The sequence below is a fragment of the Micromonospora sp. A202 genome, assembly GCF_006715105.1.
GTDB lineage: Bacteria > Actinomycetota > Actinomycetes > Mycobacteriales > Micromonosporaceae > Micromonospora > Micromonospora zamorensis.
Genome location: NZ_VFMP01000001.1, coordinates 4445401 through 4459233, shown reverse-complemented (window position 1 = coordinate 4459233; position 13833 = coordinate 4445401). Strand labels below are relative to the sequence as shown.

11 protein-coding genes are annotated in these 13833 nt (G+C 73.4%); 4 read left to right on the top strand and 7 right to left on the bottom strand.

Annotated features, from left to right (window positions below; genetic code table 11):
• Positions 1 to 4 precede the first annotated feature (4 nt).
• Positions 5 to 673 carry a maleylpyruvate isomerase N-terminal domain-containing protein gene (locus FBZ33_RS20510; RefSeq protein WP_255508980.1) on the top strand — a complete coding sequence of 223 codons (669 nt, stop codon included), beginning with the start codon at positions 5 to 7 and terminating at the stop codon, positions 671 to 673.
• Between the two features lie 5 nt (positions 674 to 678).
• On the opposite strand, the gene FBZ33_RS20505 is transcribed toward FBZ33_RS20510, so the two are convergent.
• The gene (locus FBZ33_RS20505; protein ID WP_141910331.1) at positions 679 to 1542 is read right to left on the bottom strand and encodes a DUF1028 domain-containing protein; all 864 of its coding nucleotides are present in this window, start codon (positions 1540 to 1542) and stop codon (positions 679 to 681) included.
• Positions 1543 to 1593: 51 nt separating this feature from the next.
• Entirely contained in the window at positions 1594 to 2814 is a 1221-nt protein-coding gene (locus tag FBZ33_RS20500) for a low temperature requirement protein A (protein ID WP_255508979.1), read from the bottom strand.
• A gap of 154 nt (positions 2815 to 2968) precedes the next feature.
• On the opposite strand from FBZ33_RS20500, the gene FBZ33_RS20495 reads away from it, so the two are divergent.
• Together FBZ33_RS20495 and FBZ33_RS20490 are read left to right on the top strand one after the other, a co-directional pair.
• Positions 2969 to 3952, top strand: coding sequence for an LLM class F420-dependent oxidoreductase (locus FBZ33_RS20495; RefSeq protein ID WP_088949105.1), 984 nt, complete (start codon positions 2969 to 2971; stop codon positions 3950 to 3952).
• A complete protein-coding gene (locus FBZ33_RS20490; protein ID WP_099855557.1) occupies positions 3949 to 4740 on the top strand; it encodes an SDR family oxidoreductase in 792 nt (263 codons plus the stop codon). Before FBZ33_RS20495 ends, FBZ33_RS20490 begins: the two co-directional genes overlap by 4 nt.
• A 38-nt stretch (positions 4741 to 4778) precedes the next feature.
• Here the strand turns inward: FBZ33_RS20490 and FBZ33_RS20485 are convergent, their stop codons facing one another.
• Positions 4779 to 5477, bottom strand: a complete 699-nt coding sequence (locus tag FBZ33_RS20485) for a class I SAM-dependent methyltransferase (RefSeq protein WP_255508978.1) — start codon at positions 5475 to 5477, stop codon at positions 4779 to 4781.
• A gap of 573 nt (positions 5478 to 6050) precedes the next feature.
• Here FBZ33_RS20485 and FBZ33_RS20480 point away from each other — a divergent pair.
• Complete coding sequence (locus FBZ33_RS20480; protein ID WP_141910329.1) at positions 6051 to 6512, top strand: hypothetical protein; 462 nt, start codon at positions 6051 to 6053, stop codon at positions 6510 to 6512.
• A gap of 28 nt (positions 6513 to 6540) precedes the next feature.
• Here the strand turns inward: FBZ33_RS20480 and FBZ33_RS20475 are convergent, their stop codons facing one another.
• Genes FBZ33_RS20475 through FBZ33_RS20460 form a run of 4 tightly spaced genes read right to left on the bottom strand, consistent with a single transcriptional unit; the run spans position 6541 to position 13783 of the window.
• The gene (locus FBZ33_RS20475) at positions 6541 to 8946 is read right to left on the bottom strand and encodes a transglutaminaseTgpA domain-containing protein (RefSeq protein ID WP_255508977.1); all 2406 of its coding nucleotides are present in this window, start codon (positions 8944 to 8946) and stop codon (positions 6541 to 6543) included.
• Positions 8940 to 10118: a DUF58 domain-containing protein gene (locus tag FBZ33_RS20470; RefSeq protein ID WP_141910327.1), complete on the bottom strand. Its 1179-nt coding sequence runs from the start codon at positions 10116 to 10118 to the stop codon at positions 8940 to 8942. The genes FBZ33_RS20475 and FBZ33_RS20470 overlap by 7 nt, the downstream gene beginning before the upstream one ends.
• A gap of 14 nt (positions 10119 to 10132) precedes the next feature.
• Positions 10133 to 11128, bottom strand: coding sequence for a MoxR family ATPase (locus FBZ33_RS20465; protein WP_141910326.1), 996 nt, complete (start codon positions 11126 to 11128; stop codon positions 10133 to 10135).
• A 27-nt stretch (positions 11129 to 11155) separates the two neighbouring features.
• Positions 11156 to 13783 carry a fibronectin type III domain-containing protein gene (locus FBZ33_RS20460; RefSeq protein WP_370453028.1) on the bottom strand — a complete coding sequence of 876 codons (2628 nt, stop codon included), beginning with the start codon at positions 13781 to 13783 and terminating at the stop codon, positions 11156 to 11158.
• Positions 13784 to 13833 lie beyond the last annotated feature (50 nt).

Sequence of the window (13833 nt, the reverse complement as noted above, 5' to 3'; positions counted from 1 at the left end):
GCCGGTGGACCCGGTTCGCGCGGCGTTCTCCGCCGAGTGCGCGCGGCTCACCGAGATCCTGGCCGAGCTGGTCGACGCCGACCTCGACCGTCCCACCGACTGCCCGCCGTGGACCGTCCGGGAACTGATCGCGCACGTACACACCGGCGTAGGCCGGCTGACCGGCATGCTCGCCGCACCGGCCCCGCCGCGCGCCGAGGTGGACGCCTCCGGCTACTTCGGTGGGGCGAAGTTCACCCCGCAGGTGGACGCCGACCGGATCGACGGCGGGCGGCGCGACGCCGCGCAGGTGGACCGCGCGGGGCTGGCGAGTGCGTTCGACCGTGCCTGGCGGGCCACCGACGCGGCGGTCGCCGCCGCACCGCCCGACCGGGTGGTGCGAACCCGCCACGGCGACGCGATGCGCCTCACCGAGTTCCTACGGACCCGCGTCGTCGAGGTGGGCGTGCACGGTCTGGACCTGGCCGCGGCGCTGGGCCGGCCGCCGTGGCTCACCCCGCCGGCAGCCGCAGTGATCGCCGGCCTGCTCACCGGCGGACGCCCGGTGCCGGCCGAACTGGGTTGGGACCGGTTGACCCTGATCCGCAAGACCACCGGCCGGGTGGCGCTGACCGCACCGGAACGGGCCGCGGTCGACGCGGCGGGCTTCCGCTGGCTCGCCTTCGGTCGCTGACCCGGTCAGCTCGCGGAGCGGGGCGCGGGGACGTGCGGGGCGACGCCGCGCAGGTGCGTCAGGACGACCGGGTCGATCCGCCCCGGCACCAGCCGCTCCTCCAGGTTCTCCAGCCCCGCCCAGGAGACCAACGCCGCCTCCGTCCCGTCGTCGGTCACCGGGTGGCCCAGCGCCGTGAGCAACGCCGCAACCTCCTCGGCCACCGCGCCGCTGAGGTCGAGCAGGGTGGCCGGGTCCGGACGGCTGAACAGCATGGTGTGCACGGCGAGCAGTCGACCCAGCTCGGCGACCGGATCAGGGTGGTCGTCCACGCGAAGGTCGACCACCACGTCGCTGGTGCCGCCGTAACCGCCGCCTCGCTCGACCACCAGCAGACCGGCGCTCTGCCGGCCCCGCCGGTCGCCGCCGGCCTGGTCGCCGGCCCGCAACGCGGCCACCAACCGCTCGGCGAACGGCAGCGTCGACCCGGCCAGCCAGGCGTCGCCGAGGGCGTCGACGACCTCCGGGCCGGTGAGCACGTTGCCCTGCGCGGCCCAGCCGTCGCCGGTGCGCCCGCCGGCCCACGGATGACAGGCCGGCCCGGTCCAACTCGCGCCCGCACCGCTGGCCCCCACGACGCCGAGCTGGCGGTGCTCCCGCTCCGGGTCGGCGGCGACCAGCCCGGCCACCACGTCGACGGCGGCCACACCGGTACGCAGCAGGGCGAGGCCCTGCGGGCGGTACGCGAGGTTGACGTGCGCCTGGGTGGCCAGTGCGCCGACCTCGGCGGCGGCGGCCGGCACCAGCGCCCCGGCGGCGAGGAACTTGCTGGCGACGGCGACGCCGTGCAGGCGGCCGTCGGCGGAACGGGCGACGAGCGAGAAGGTCACCCGCCGAGACTATCCGGCCTAGGCGGCCTGCCATCCCCGTGTGTCGATGGGTCAGAACGGTGGTGCGGCGGCCTCCGGCGGGGCGCCTCGTGCCCGGCGGGCGTCGATCACCGCGACCGTCGCCAACACCACCACCCCGACCGCCGTGGCGATCACACCGGGCAGGTGCAGCAGAGGCACCGACGCCGCCACCAGCACGGTGAGGGCGATCCACCGGGACGGGGAGACCCGCCCGAACACCTCGTACTCCAGGCGGGCCCGGCCGGCCAGGAAAAGCGCCGGCCCACCGAGCACCATGGCCAGCCACGCTCCCGGGATCCGCTCCAACGGATGCTCGATGATCAGCTCGTAGCCGATCGCGGTGGCGGCCAGACCAATCACCATCAGCAGGTGGGTGTCGGCCGCCGAGCGGCCGATGTTGGCGGGGTGCCGGGACTTCACCACCGCCTCGCCCAGGATCCGCCCCGCCCGCTGGACGTAGATCCGCCACAGCAGGATCGAGGTCGCCAGCGCCAGTGCGAACGCCCACACGTGCCCCGCCTCGTACGACCCCGCGCTGTACGCGAAACCCGCCACCAGGATGGTCTCGCCCAACGCGACGAGGAAGAACTGCTGGTACCGCTCGGCCAGGTGCTCCCCGGCGATCTCCCACTTGGAGACGGTCGAGCGGCCCAGCCCCGGCACGGGCCAGCCACAGCGGGCGGCCAGGTACTCGATGACGAGCGCCGCCGACCAGAGCACCACCTGCGCGTTGGTGGTCAACATCGCACCACCGATCCAGAGCACCCCGCTGAACGCGAACACGACCGCCATGCGCACCTTCAAGCGGCGGTACGGGTGCGCTCCCAACGCGATCGACAGGATCAACGGCCGGGTCACCTGCGTGATCACGTACGCCACCGCGAACATCAGCGCCGTCTCGCTGAACGCCCGGGGAATCGCCACCCCCATCACCATGCTGCACACCAACGCGGTGATCACCACGGTCTGCAGGGGCACCTTGTACGGGTCGTAGCGGCTGGTCGTCCACGCGGTGCCCTGCCAGACCGCCCAGAGCGCGAGAAGCAGCAGCAGTGTCTTGCCACCGCCGGTGACCGCGCCCCAGCCGTGCTCCCGACCCGGGTCCTGGGTCAGGTCCTCGAACGCGCGTGCCGAGATCCGGGTGAGTGCGAAGACGTACACCAGGTCGAAGAAGAGTTCCAGGAATGTGGCCCGGCCGGGATTGGTCGCCGCAGGGACCGGCTCCAGGCGTCCCGCTGCCCTGGAACCCATGGTCAGCGGCCTGCGCCGTTGGTCTGGTCCACCTCGAAGTCGTAGCACCATCGGCGGTGGGCACGGCCGGAAACCGGTGATTCTGCCCAGTACGGGGATCTTGCTCGCATGCCCCGTCAACGGGCACGATCGACCGGTGACGAATCGATGGGGCATGACGGTGCCGCTGGGCGGCATTCCGCTGGCCGACCACGCGGCGGTCTACGCGACGCTCGACCGGGCCGGGTTCACCGACGTCTGGTCGTCCGAGGTCGCCGGGGCCGACGCGTTCACCCCGCTTGCCCTCGCCGCCGCCTGGCAACCTCGGCTGCGGCTCGGCACCGCCATCACGCCGGTCTTCACCCGGGGCCCCGGGCTGCTGGCGATGAGCGCGGCGGCGTTGGCCGAGGCTGCGCCGGGTCGGTTCTCGCTCGGCATCGGCGCGTCCTCGCCGGTGCTCGTACGGGACTGGAACGCGGTGCGGTTCGACGAGCCGTTCCGGCGCACCCGCGACGTTCTGCGTTTCCTGCGCGCCGCGCTGCGCGGCGAGACCGTCGACGAGGTCTACGAGACGTTCACCGTGCGCCGGTTCACGCTGGAACGACCACCGGCCGTGCCGCCGCCGATCCTGCTCGCCGCGCTGCGCCCGGGGATGCTGCGGCTGGCCGGCGCGGAGGCCGACGGGGTCATCCTCAACTGGCTCAGCGCCGACGACGTGCCGCGTGCCCTCGCCGAGCTGGGCGAGCGGCGTCCCGGCTTCGAGGTCGCCGCCCGGATCTTCGTCTGCCCCACCGAGGACGCCACGTACGCCCGCGCGCTGGGCCGCCGGCTGATCACCAGCTACCTGACCGTTCCCGCGTACGCCGAGTTCCACCGCTGGCTCGGCCGCGACGAGGCGCTCGCGCCGATGTGGGAGGCCTGGGCCGCCGGTGACCGGCGTGGCGCCAGCGCGGCGGTGCCGGACGACGTGGTCGATGCCCTGGTGCTGCACGGCTCGCCGGAGCGGTGCCGCGCCCAGGTGCGCCGCTACGCCGACGCGGGCGTGGACGTACCGATCTTCGCGCTGCTGCCCACCCCCGAGGTGACCGCCGGCGGCGCGAGCGCGCTGACCACCCTCATCGCCCAGCTGGGCACCGACCCCGTAGGAGCGTCCGCGTGAACCTCACCGACCGGATCGTGGTGGTCACCGGCGGCGCCGGCGGAATCGGGGCCGCGCTGTCGCGCCGTTTCGCCGCGGAGGGGGCCGCCGCCGTGGTGGTCGCCGACCTGGACGCCGACGCGGCGGACGCGGTGGCCGAGGCCATCGGCCCGATCGCGCATCCCATCGCCCTCGACGTCACCGACGAGGAGCAGGTACGCGAGCTGGTCGCCGACACCGAGGAGCGCTACGGCCGGATCGACCTGTTCTGCGCCAACGCGGGGGTGACCACCGGCGGGGGAGTGGAGGTCGACGACGCGGGCTGGGACCGGGCGTGGCGTGTCAACGTGCTCGCCCACGTCTACTCGGCCCGTGCGGTGCTGCCCGGGATGCTCGCCCGGGGCGGTGGGCATCTCATGCACACCTGCTCGGCGGCGGGCGTGCTGACGGCGGTGGGCGACGCCGCGTACACCGCGACGAAGCACGCCTCGGTGGGGTTCGCGGAGTGGCTGGCCATCACCTACCGGGACCGCGGCATCCGGGTGAGCGCGCTCTGCCCGCAGGGCGTGGACACCCCGATGCTCGCCGGAGGGATCGTCGAGGGCCACCTCGGCGCCCGGGTGATCGCCGCGTCCGGCGCGGTGCTCACCCCGGACCAGGTCGCCGACGCGGCCATCGCCGGGTTGGCCGAGGAACGTTTCCTGATCCTGCCGCACCCGGAGGTCGCCGACTATGCCCGCCGCCGCGCCGAGGACCCGGACGGTTGGCAGGCCGGCATGCGCAAACTCATCCGCCGCCTGACGGCCTGAAGGCTTGAGGGCTTGGCTGCCTGACGGCTTGGCCGCCGTCAGCGCGGTGGGACACGTCCGGCGGCCAGGAGGTGCGCGCTCGATCCGAGCAGCGTCGGCTCGGTGCTGTAGAGCCGGGCCAGATCCAACGCCGCGGCGAAGACCGCGTCCTGTGCCGGCCCACCGGCCGCCGCCTCCGCCGCCGGCCACGCCGGGCCCTCCACCCCGTGTACGACGACATCGGTCAGCCCCGCCACCGCGCACTCGTCGGTGATCTCCTCGACCCGGTGGAAGTAGGCATGGGTGAAGCCGATGCGTGGATCGTTGGTGCCGTCGGTCAGCAGGGTCCTGGCCTCGTCGAGCAGTCGCTCGTCGAGGCGTCCGGTGGCGGCGAAGTCCAGCGGGCCGGCGAAACGGGAGATGACAGCGGCCACGACGTGACCACCGGGACGCGTGACCCGGACGGCCTCCCGCAGCGCCCGTAGCCGGTCGGCGCGGCGCACCAGGTGGTAGAGGGGCCCCAGGAGCAGCGCCACGTCGTATCCGCCGTCGGCGTCGGGGAGCGCACGCGCATCGGCGACTCGCGCCTCGACGGGAGGCTGCCCACTGCGCGCCTGCTCCACGTGGCTCGGCACCAGGTCGACGAGGCGGACCTCGTAGCCGTCGACGGCGAGAGCCCTCGCGTACTCGCCGGTGCCCCCACCGATGTCCAGGACACGGGCACCCGGGCCGGGCAAAAGGTCCCGCAGGAGCTGCATCGTGCGGATCCACTCCAGTCGTGCCTGGGGCGGGCGGACAGCCGCTGGTCCTCCCGGTAGCGCAGGGTGTAGTAGTCGACGATCTCGCTCGTGTGCTGGTCCACCCCCTGATGCTCACCGGCGCGCGAACGAACCGCCAGCGGGTTTCGGCTCCAGCGCCATGGTTCATCCCCCGGCTGCGGGAGCGCATTCACCTCCTCCGGGGAAGCTGAGTGCGTCCATCGCCGCAGATCATCGGTTCATGGATGTCACTGGCTGGTCGTCAGGTTCCGCTTTTCGCGGGGACCGGTACGGCCACGAGCACGGAGTGACGACCGCCGGGGCGGCCGACCCGACCAGACGGTGGGCGGCGGCCTGCGTCGTCGGTGCGATGGCCCGCCGTTCGGCGTGAGTCGCAGGCCGGACCAACCACGGCCGACGCCTCGACGACCTCGACCTTCGACGATCGGAGCGCTCATGAAACACGCTGACCCTGGCCCTGAATGGGCTGCCGCGCCCTCACCCTGGGCGGTCGGGGCCGCCCACACCGTCCCGCTCTGCGTCCTGCCGTCGGCGATCTGGCGACTGTCCCTCGTGTTCACCGACGATTCGGCCACCACCTGGTACATGGTCTTCCTGTCCGTCCTGTCGATGGGGTTGGCCCTGTCGACACTCGGGCTGGTGTACCGCTGGGGGCAACAGGTGCCGCACTGGGTGCCGCTGCTCGGGAGGCGTCCGATCCCGGCCCGCCCGGTCGTGCTCGTCGCCCTGATCGGCGGTTCGTTGCTCGTCGCCGTCTGCCTGTATCTGTTGCTGAACAGCATGTTCCATGTCGTGGACCGCGGCTGGGTGGGGATAGGGCGCGACGAACCGGCACATCCGGCTCCGGGCTGGGAGGTGCTGCGGTACTACGCCCCGCTGGTCGCCTGGGGCCCCCTCGTCATAGCCGTGGCCGTCGACTACGGCCGCCGCGCCCTGCGCCGATCCCCCAACCCGCCACCGACGATCAAGAGGTTCGCGTCAGGAACGGGCCCCGAAATGACGCAAACCTCTTGATCACCGTGGGAGGGGTGGGGGTGGGGGACTAGTTGGGGTGGCGGGACTGGCGGGCTCGGTGGAGGGGGGATGGGTGGATGGACCAGAGCAGGCGGCGCCACCAGGGGCGGGCCGAGCGCAGGTTGGCGACGTAGACGGTGGCCACCTCGGCGGCGCGGGCCGCCTGGTCGGCCGCCGCGGCGTCGGGGGCGAAGCCCACCCGATTGAGCAGCGCCGCCAGCTCGTCGACGGCCGGCTCGTCGCCGCTGCCGGTTGGGCCGTCGCCGGGTGCACTGCCGCCGGTTGGGCCTTCGCCGGTGGCGGTGCTGTCGGTCGCGTTGCCTCCGCTCGCTCTTGCTCGGGCTTCGGCGAGGGCCTGGCGGGCGTGCCGGGCCACCTCGGTGGCGGCCAGGTCGTCGCCGACCGGTCGACCGGCCAGCCGGAGCGCGTCGGTGACCTCCCGCCAGGCGCCGGCGATGCGTTGACCGGGGTCACCCTGGACGAGGCGGGTACGGGTGAGCGAGCGGCGCATCGCCAGCAGGGTGAGCAGCAGCGCCCCCACCAGCAGCAGCAGGCCACCGCTGCCGGCGCCCAGGAACACCCCTGTGGACGGCCGGCCAGAGTTGGGCGGCCCGGCCGGGGCGGCCACCGGCTCCGGCGAGGCGCTCGGGTCCACAGTGGGTGCCGGCGCCTCCGACGGTGGCGGATCCTCCGGTGTCGGCCGGAAGTCCTCCTCGACCGGCCGAGGTTCGCTCTTCGGCCGCGGCAGCGGGTCGAATGACACCCACCCCAACCCGTCGAAGAGCACCTCGGGCCACGCGTACGCGTCACCGGCCAGCACTGGCCCCTGCCCACCGGCGCGGAAGCCCACCACCACCCGGGTCGGCAGGCCGGAGAGCCGACCGAGCACCGCGAACGCCGCCGCGAACTGCTCCGAGGTGCCCTCCTGCCCGCCGCCGTTACGCGGCCCGAAGAGGAAGAAACTCAGATTCGGGTAGGCATGCCCGCTCGGCGCGTCCGCCGCCACCCGGTAGTGCTCGGCCAGGAACTGCTCGATCGCCAAAGCCCGCGCGAACGGCGCGCCGTTCTCCTCGGCGAGCTGCGCGGCCAGCCGGCGCATCGGGTCGGGCACCCCGTCGGCGACCCGCAGCACACGGGCCACCTCATCGCCGGCGGGCACGTTGGCGATGGCCAACAGGTTCGAGTCGGGGTGTTCCTCGGCAGAGGTCACCGCGTACCGCAGCCCCGGCGTCAGCCCTTCCGGCCGGATCAGCGTCCCGCTCGCCGGGTCGTACGCCACCCGTGCACCACTGACCTCCTGAGGCGTCGCCACGGCGGGCAGCAGCCGACCGCTCAGCTCCGCCACGGTGATCTGCTGACGGACCGTTCCCACAGTGCTGTCCCGCGGTGGCGTGGCAGCCGGCAGGATCCGACCGGCGTTGCGGTACGTCGCGCCGACCCGCCAGGTCACCCCGTCGTAGTCGCTGAGCACCGCCAACCGGATCCGCGCACCGCCACTGGTGTCCGCCGGCCCCGAGGAGGCGCCCGGCTCCGGCTCCGGCGAGGCGTCGCCGGACGGCGGAACCGGCGCGCCGGAGCGTTCCGTGCTCACGTCGAGGAGCTTCTGCTCCGGGTGCAGCGCCCAGCCGGAGATCCGGATCAGCGGGTTCTCGTCGAGCGTCTGCACCTGCGGCGGCTCCACGTACCGGCGCGGGTCCACCGGTCGGCCGTCGACCTGACCGGCGACGACCGGGCCGAGCACCGCGACCAACCCGACCACCAGGGCCACCCCGAGCGCCGCGCTGGTGGCCAGCCGAAGTCGCACCGCTGCGCGTACCCGGGGAGTCAGGCTGGCGGCGGGATCGTCGCCGGCCGTTGCCGTGCTGGGCGGGCTCGCCAGGCCGAGCGCCGCGACCGCGACGAACGCCACCGTCGCCCCGACCGCTGGTTCGGCGTTCGGGCCGACGGCGTAGAGGGCGGCGGCGTAGAGCCCGGCCGGTGGCAGGTAACCCAGCAGCACCCGGCCGGCGCGCAGCGCCACCTCCGCTCCGGCCAGCCCGGCCAGCCAGGCGGCGACGACGGGCACCAGCACGGTGTCCGGTGCGGGCTCCACCGGAATCATCGCGGTGAGCAGCCGCGGGATGCCGTTGCGAGCGGCGTCGGCGGTGACCTCCAGCAGGCCACCAGGAAGCTCGGCGTGGTTGGCGGCCAGCCGCAGCGACCAGAGCGTCCAACCGGCCATCGCGGCCACCGACAGCGGCGCCACCAGCCAGGACGGCAGCCGCCGGGTGGCGACACTGACCAGCACCGAACCGACCGCCGCGCCGATGACCAGCCGGGTCAGCAGGTCGCCCGCGTACACCCGGCCCAGCACCACCCCGGCGAGCGCGGTCAACCCGATCAGCGCCACCGGGACGGCGGCCGCCCGCAGCACCCGCACGACGCGCGTCACCACCGGCGTACCCCGTCCCACTCTGCGGCGAACTGCGCGCCGTCCGCCGCGTCGACCACCACCAGGCCGGCCGCGCCGGGCGGCGTCGGCTCGGCCGCGCCGAAGACCCCGACCACCACCGAGGGGTACGCCCCCCGCAGCGCCCCCACGTGCCCCAACTCGCCCCGGCCACCCGGGCCGGTCAGGAAGATCAGCGTGTCGCCGAGCCGGTCCTGACGCAGCCGGGTGGTGGCCGCGCGGACCGCGTCGTCGTCGCGCGACAACTCGGCGGCGGCGAGTCGATCCAACGGCCCGAGCGCGCCGCCCCCGTCCACCTCCCCGCCGGGTGTCACCGGCGCGGCCGGCTCCGCGGCGGCGGACAGCAACACCACCGGCAGGTCCGCGCGGTGCGCGGCGGTGACGATCGACGCCGCCGCCTCGCAGGCCGACTCGAAGGACTCCACCACCCCACCCACCCGCTCCGGATGGGCGGTGGCGCGATTGTCCAGCAGGACGACCAGGCGGGGCAGGCTGGTGTCCACGTTCTCCCGCACCATCAGCTCACCCACCCGGGCGCTGGTCCGCCAGTGCACCCGGCGCAACTCGTCACCCACCACGTACTCCCGCAGCGAGTCGAACGTGATCGACCCGTGGGGGACCCCGTCCACCCGGCCGTCGAGGCTGCGCCCCGCGCCGGTGGGCACCGCCGTCAGCGGGTGGACCCGGGGGTACACCCAGACCGGCACCGTCGCGCCGTACGGGCGGGCCAGCGCCACCAACCCCAGCGGGTCGCGTCGGGTCACCCGCAGCGGCCCGATCGGCACCACCCCACGTCGGTGTGTCGGCACGTCGTAGCGGACCTCGGTGTCCCGGCCCGGACGCAGGCGCAGCACCGGCACCGGCACGGTGCAGTCCCCGCACCGGTCCTCGGCCAGCAGGTTCGCCGACCGCAACCGGCCGGAGTTTCGCACTGTCAACGTGATGCTCGCCGGCTCTCCGCGCGCCACCCGATCCGGGTCGGCCAGGCGGGTCACCGTCAACCGGGGCCGCCAGGCCGCGACCAGTGCGGCGTAGCCGACGGCCGCGCCGGCCGCCGCGCCGAGCAACGTCAACTCGGGGTACGCGAACCGGAAACCCACCCCCAGCAGGACGACGGCGGCGACGAGCAGCCCGACCCCGCGGGCGGTGATCCCCATGCCGCTGCTGCCGGTCAGCCCTGCACCGGAGCCGGCTGCCCCGACGGCAGAGGCACCGGCACCGAGGCGACGGCCTGGCGCAGCACCTCCCCGGCGGTCACACCGCGCACCTGGGCGTCCGGGGTGAGCAGCAGCCGATGTGCGAACACCGCCTCGACGAGCGCCTTCAGGTCCTCCGGCATGATCCAGCCCCGCCCGTCGATCAGCGCGTACGAGCACGCCGCGCGGGTCAACGCGATCACCCCCCGGGGACTGACCCCGACCCGCACCTGCGGGTGGGTGCGGGTCGCGGCGGCCAGCCGGACCGCGTACGCGTAGAGCGGCTCGGCGATGTGCACCCGTAGGGCCATCCGGACCATCTCCCCGACGGTGGCGGTGTCGGTGACCGGGGCGAGCGCCTCGGGGGAGCGCACCGTCGCGCCGCGCAGCACCTCGACCTCCACCGCCTCGTCCGGGTAGCCCACGGACAGTTTCACCAGGAAACGGTCCAACTGCGCCTCGGGAAGCCGGTAGGTGCCGTCCATCTCCACCGGGTTCTGGGTGGCCACCACCAGGAACGGCGACGGCACCGGGTGCCGGACCCCGTCCACGGTGACGGTGCGTTCCTCCATCACCTCCAGCAGAGCCGACTGGGTCTTCGGTGAAGCCCGGTTGATCTCGTCGGCGATGACGATGTTGGCGAAGACCGGCCCCGGATGGAACTCGAAGTCCCGGGTCGCCTGGTTGAAGATCGTCACCCCGGACACGTCCGAGGGGAGCAGGTCGGGGGTGAACTGGATGCGCCGCCACTCACCCTTCACCGTGGCGGCGATGGCCCGCGCCAGGGTCGTCTTACCGACCCCGGGCACGTCCTCCAGAAGCACGTGACCCTGCGCGAAGAGCGCGGTCAGCGCCAGCCGAACCACCTGCGGTTTGCCGAGCACCACCGCGTTGACGTTCTCGGCCAGCCGGGCGGCCAGGGCCGCGAAGCCCTGGACCTCCGGTTGGGTGAGCGGCTCGTGGGTGTTCACGGTCGGCGGTGCTCCTTGCCTGGTGGTTCAGCAGGTGGGCAGGACATTGATGTTGTCGCCGCCCTCCAGGTTGAGCCAGGCCCACGGGATGTAGTTCTTCTTCCCGTTGAAGTCGACCTGCACCCACCAGGTGCTGCGCTTGTGGTTGTTGTAGACGTAGGAGTCGACGTCCTCGCCGGACTTCTTGCAATACGCCTTCAGCCGGGTGCCGGGCTTCGCCCAACCGGCCTGCTGGTCGTTGTCCTGCCGGGTCACCTTGAAGACCTCGTTGCCGTTGCGGCCGTCGACTTCCTTGTCGCAGTAGGTGCGCTGGTCACCGTCGGACCCGTTGTTGCAGGTCGCGATTCCGTACAGCGACGGCGTGGCCTGCGCCCGCGTCGCCGTGCCCTTACCGGCGGCGTTGCTCGCCGTCACCGTGAACGTGTAGTTGGTGCCCGGCGTCAGCCCCGTCATCGTGATGCTGGAACACGCCGCGGCTTTCGCCGGCTCGCCCGTCGTGCTCAGCGAGCAGGTGGCCTGACCGCCGCCGGCGTCCACTGTAAACGTCACCGTCGCCGAGGTGGCGGTCGACGACGAGCCGGTCACCGTGACGCGTGGTTCGGCGACCGTACGCGCGGTGGCGGTGGCCTCCGGGCCGGGCCCCGCCTCGTTGACCGCCTTCACCTTCACCGTCACGTTCTGGCCGTTGCCCAGCCCGGTGACGGTCGTGCGGGTGTCGGTCACCTCGCTGGCGCGCCCGCCGACGTCCACCAGGTATTTCGTCACCGGCCGACCGTTGGCCTCGGCTGGCGCCCACTGCACAGTGACCGCACCCGGCTGGTTGGCAACCGTGCCGGCGCGCAGGTCGAGCGGCCGACCGGGTGCCGCGAAAGGCACCACCGTGTTGCTGACCGGCGACGCCGCCGACCCCGCGCCCTTGTCGTTGACCGCCACCACGGTGAACGCGTACTGGGTGCCGAACTCCAGCTCACCGGCCGGCACCACCAGCTCCGTCTTCGTCGACTCGCCAGCCGGGGCGTTCGTCCCCGCCGAACTGGCCGTCACCGCGTACCTCGCGATCTTGTTGCCCTGCCCGTTCGCGGCCGGCCACTTCACCAGGACCGTGCCGTCCGGCCGCTCCTGGGCGGTGACGCTCGCCGGCGGATCAGGCACCGCGGCGGTCGGGGTCACCGGGTTGCTGTTGCGCGGCGGACCGTCGCCCTTGGCGTTGACGGCGTGCACCGCGAACCGGTACGTCTCACCGTTGGTAAGGCCCTTTACCTCCACCGCACGCTGGTTGGCGCCCACCTGAAGGCGCTGGCCGGCGCCCTCCACCACGTACTTGATGATCTCGGCACCGTTGGCGGCTGCCGGCCGCCAGCTCACCCGCGCCTGCGCGTTACCGGCGGCGGCGGTGACGCTGCGCGGGGCGCTCGGCTTGCCCACCCGGGGCTTCTTCGGCGGGGGCGGCGGCGGGGCAACCGGAGGCGGATCGCCGCCGAGCACGTCGTTGGCGTACTTGTTGACCTCGCGCACCTGGTGCTTGTCGTCTACCACCCGGGCGGTCGCCGAGTCGGGGGAGTTGATGAACAGGTGATTCTCCCGGACCTCCAGCTCCAGCGGGCCGTTCGCCCGCCCGCCGATGGTCTCGACCAGCTGACCGCCCCCGTCGAAGGCGTAGATGGTGCCGGTCGCCTCGTCGGCGCAGTAGAACCGGTCCGCCCAGGCCACCGCCGGGCTGAGTCGGTCGCCCTCGCCCGGCACGGTGAACGCCCTCTCCTCACCACCGTCACCCACCACCAGCACCCGCCGGTCCGCGGGCACGGTGACCGGGACCCGGGAGCCACTGGTGCGCGAGGGCAGTGCCGCCGGACCGGACAGCGTCAACTGCGTCGGGTGAACCTTGCCGCTCTGCACCCTCACCAGCTTGCCGGCCGTACGGTCGAGCACCGCCACCCCGTCGTCCAGTGTGGAAACCTGCAACTCGTGGCTGGCCTCGGCGACGTCGTAGGAGTCGACACGCTCCGGCCGGAGCCCGGCACCTGGTGAGGCCGCCGAGGCCGGAGCGGACGGCAGTTTGGCGGCGGTGATCGCCGAGACAGTGCCCTGGCTGGGGACAGCGATCCACAGCCGGCCCTTACCGTCGAAGGTGCCGCCGGTGATGCCCGGCGGGTAGCGCACCGGCTCACCGACCGGAGACAGCGACCGCGGGTCGAGTTGCCGAACGATGCCCTGCACGGCGTCGACGATGAACGCCGCGTCCTCGTGCAGGGCCACGCTCACGCCCAGGCCAGGAGTCGTGCGGGTCGTCGCGGTCAGTTGCAGGGTCGCCAGGTCCAGAGAGCTGACCTGCCCGGTCTGGAGGTCACGCAGGATCAGCAGCCGATCGGTCTGGGTCACCTGCATCGGGTGCTGGCGGGCGGCGGGGATCTCGGTGCGGGTGTCCACCCGGGCGGTGACCCCGTTGACCCGGGCCAGCTCACTGCGCGCCGCGCTCCACAGCCAGGAACTCGCGTCGTAGTTGGCCACCGCGTTGTCCGCCGCGCCCAACCCGAGGACGGTCAGCCCCATGGCGGCCAGCAGCGCGGTCACCGTGCCGATGGTCACCAGCCCGCCGCGAAACCGGGACCGGAAGCGGGGGGCGTCGGTCCGTACGGCGTCGTCCATGCTGGCCACAGCCGGCTGCCTTCCCTGAGTCGTGGCAGGTGGCGCGCCTCGCGGCGACC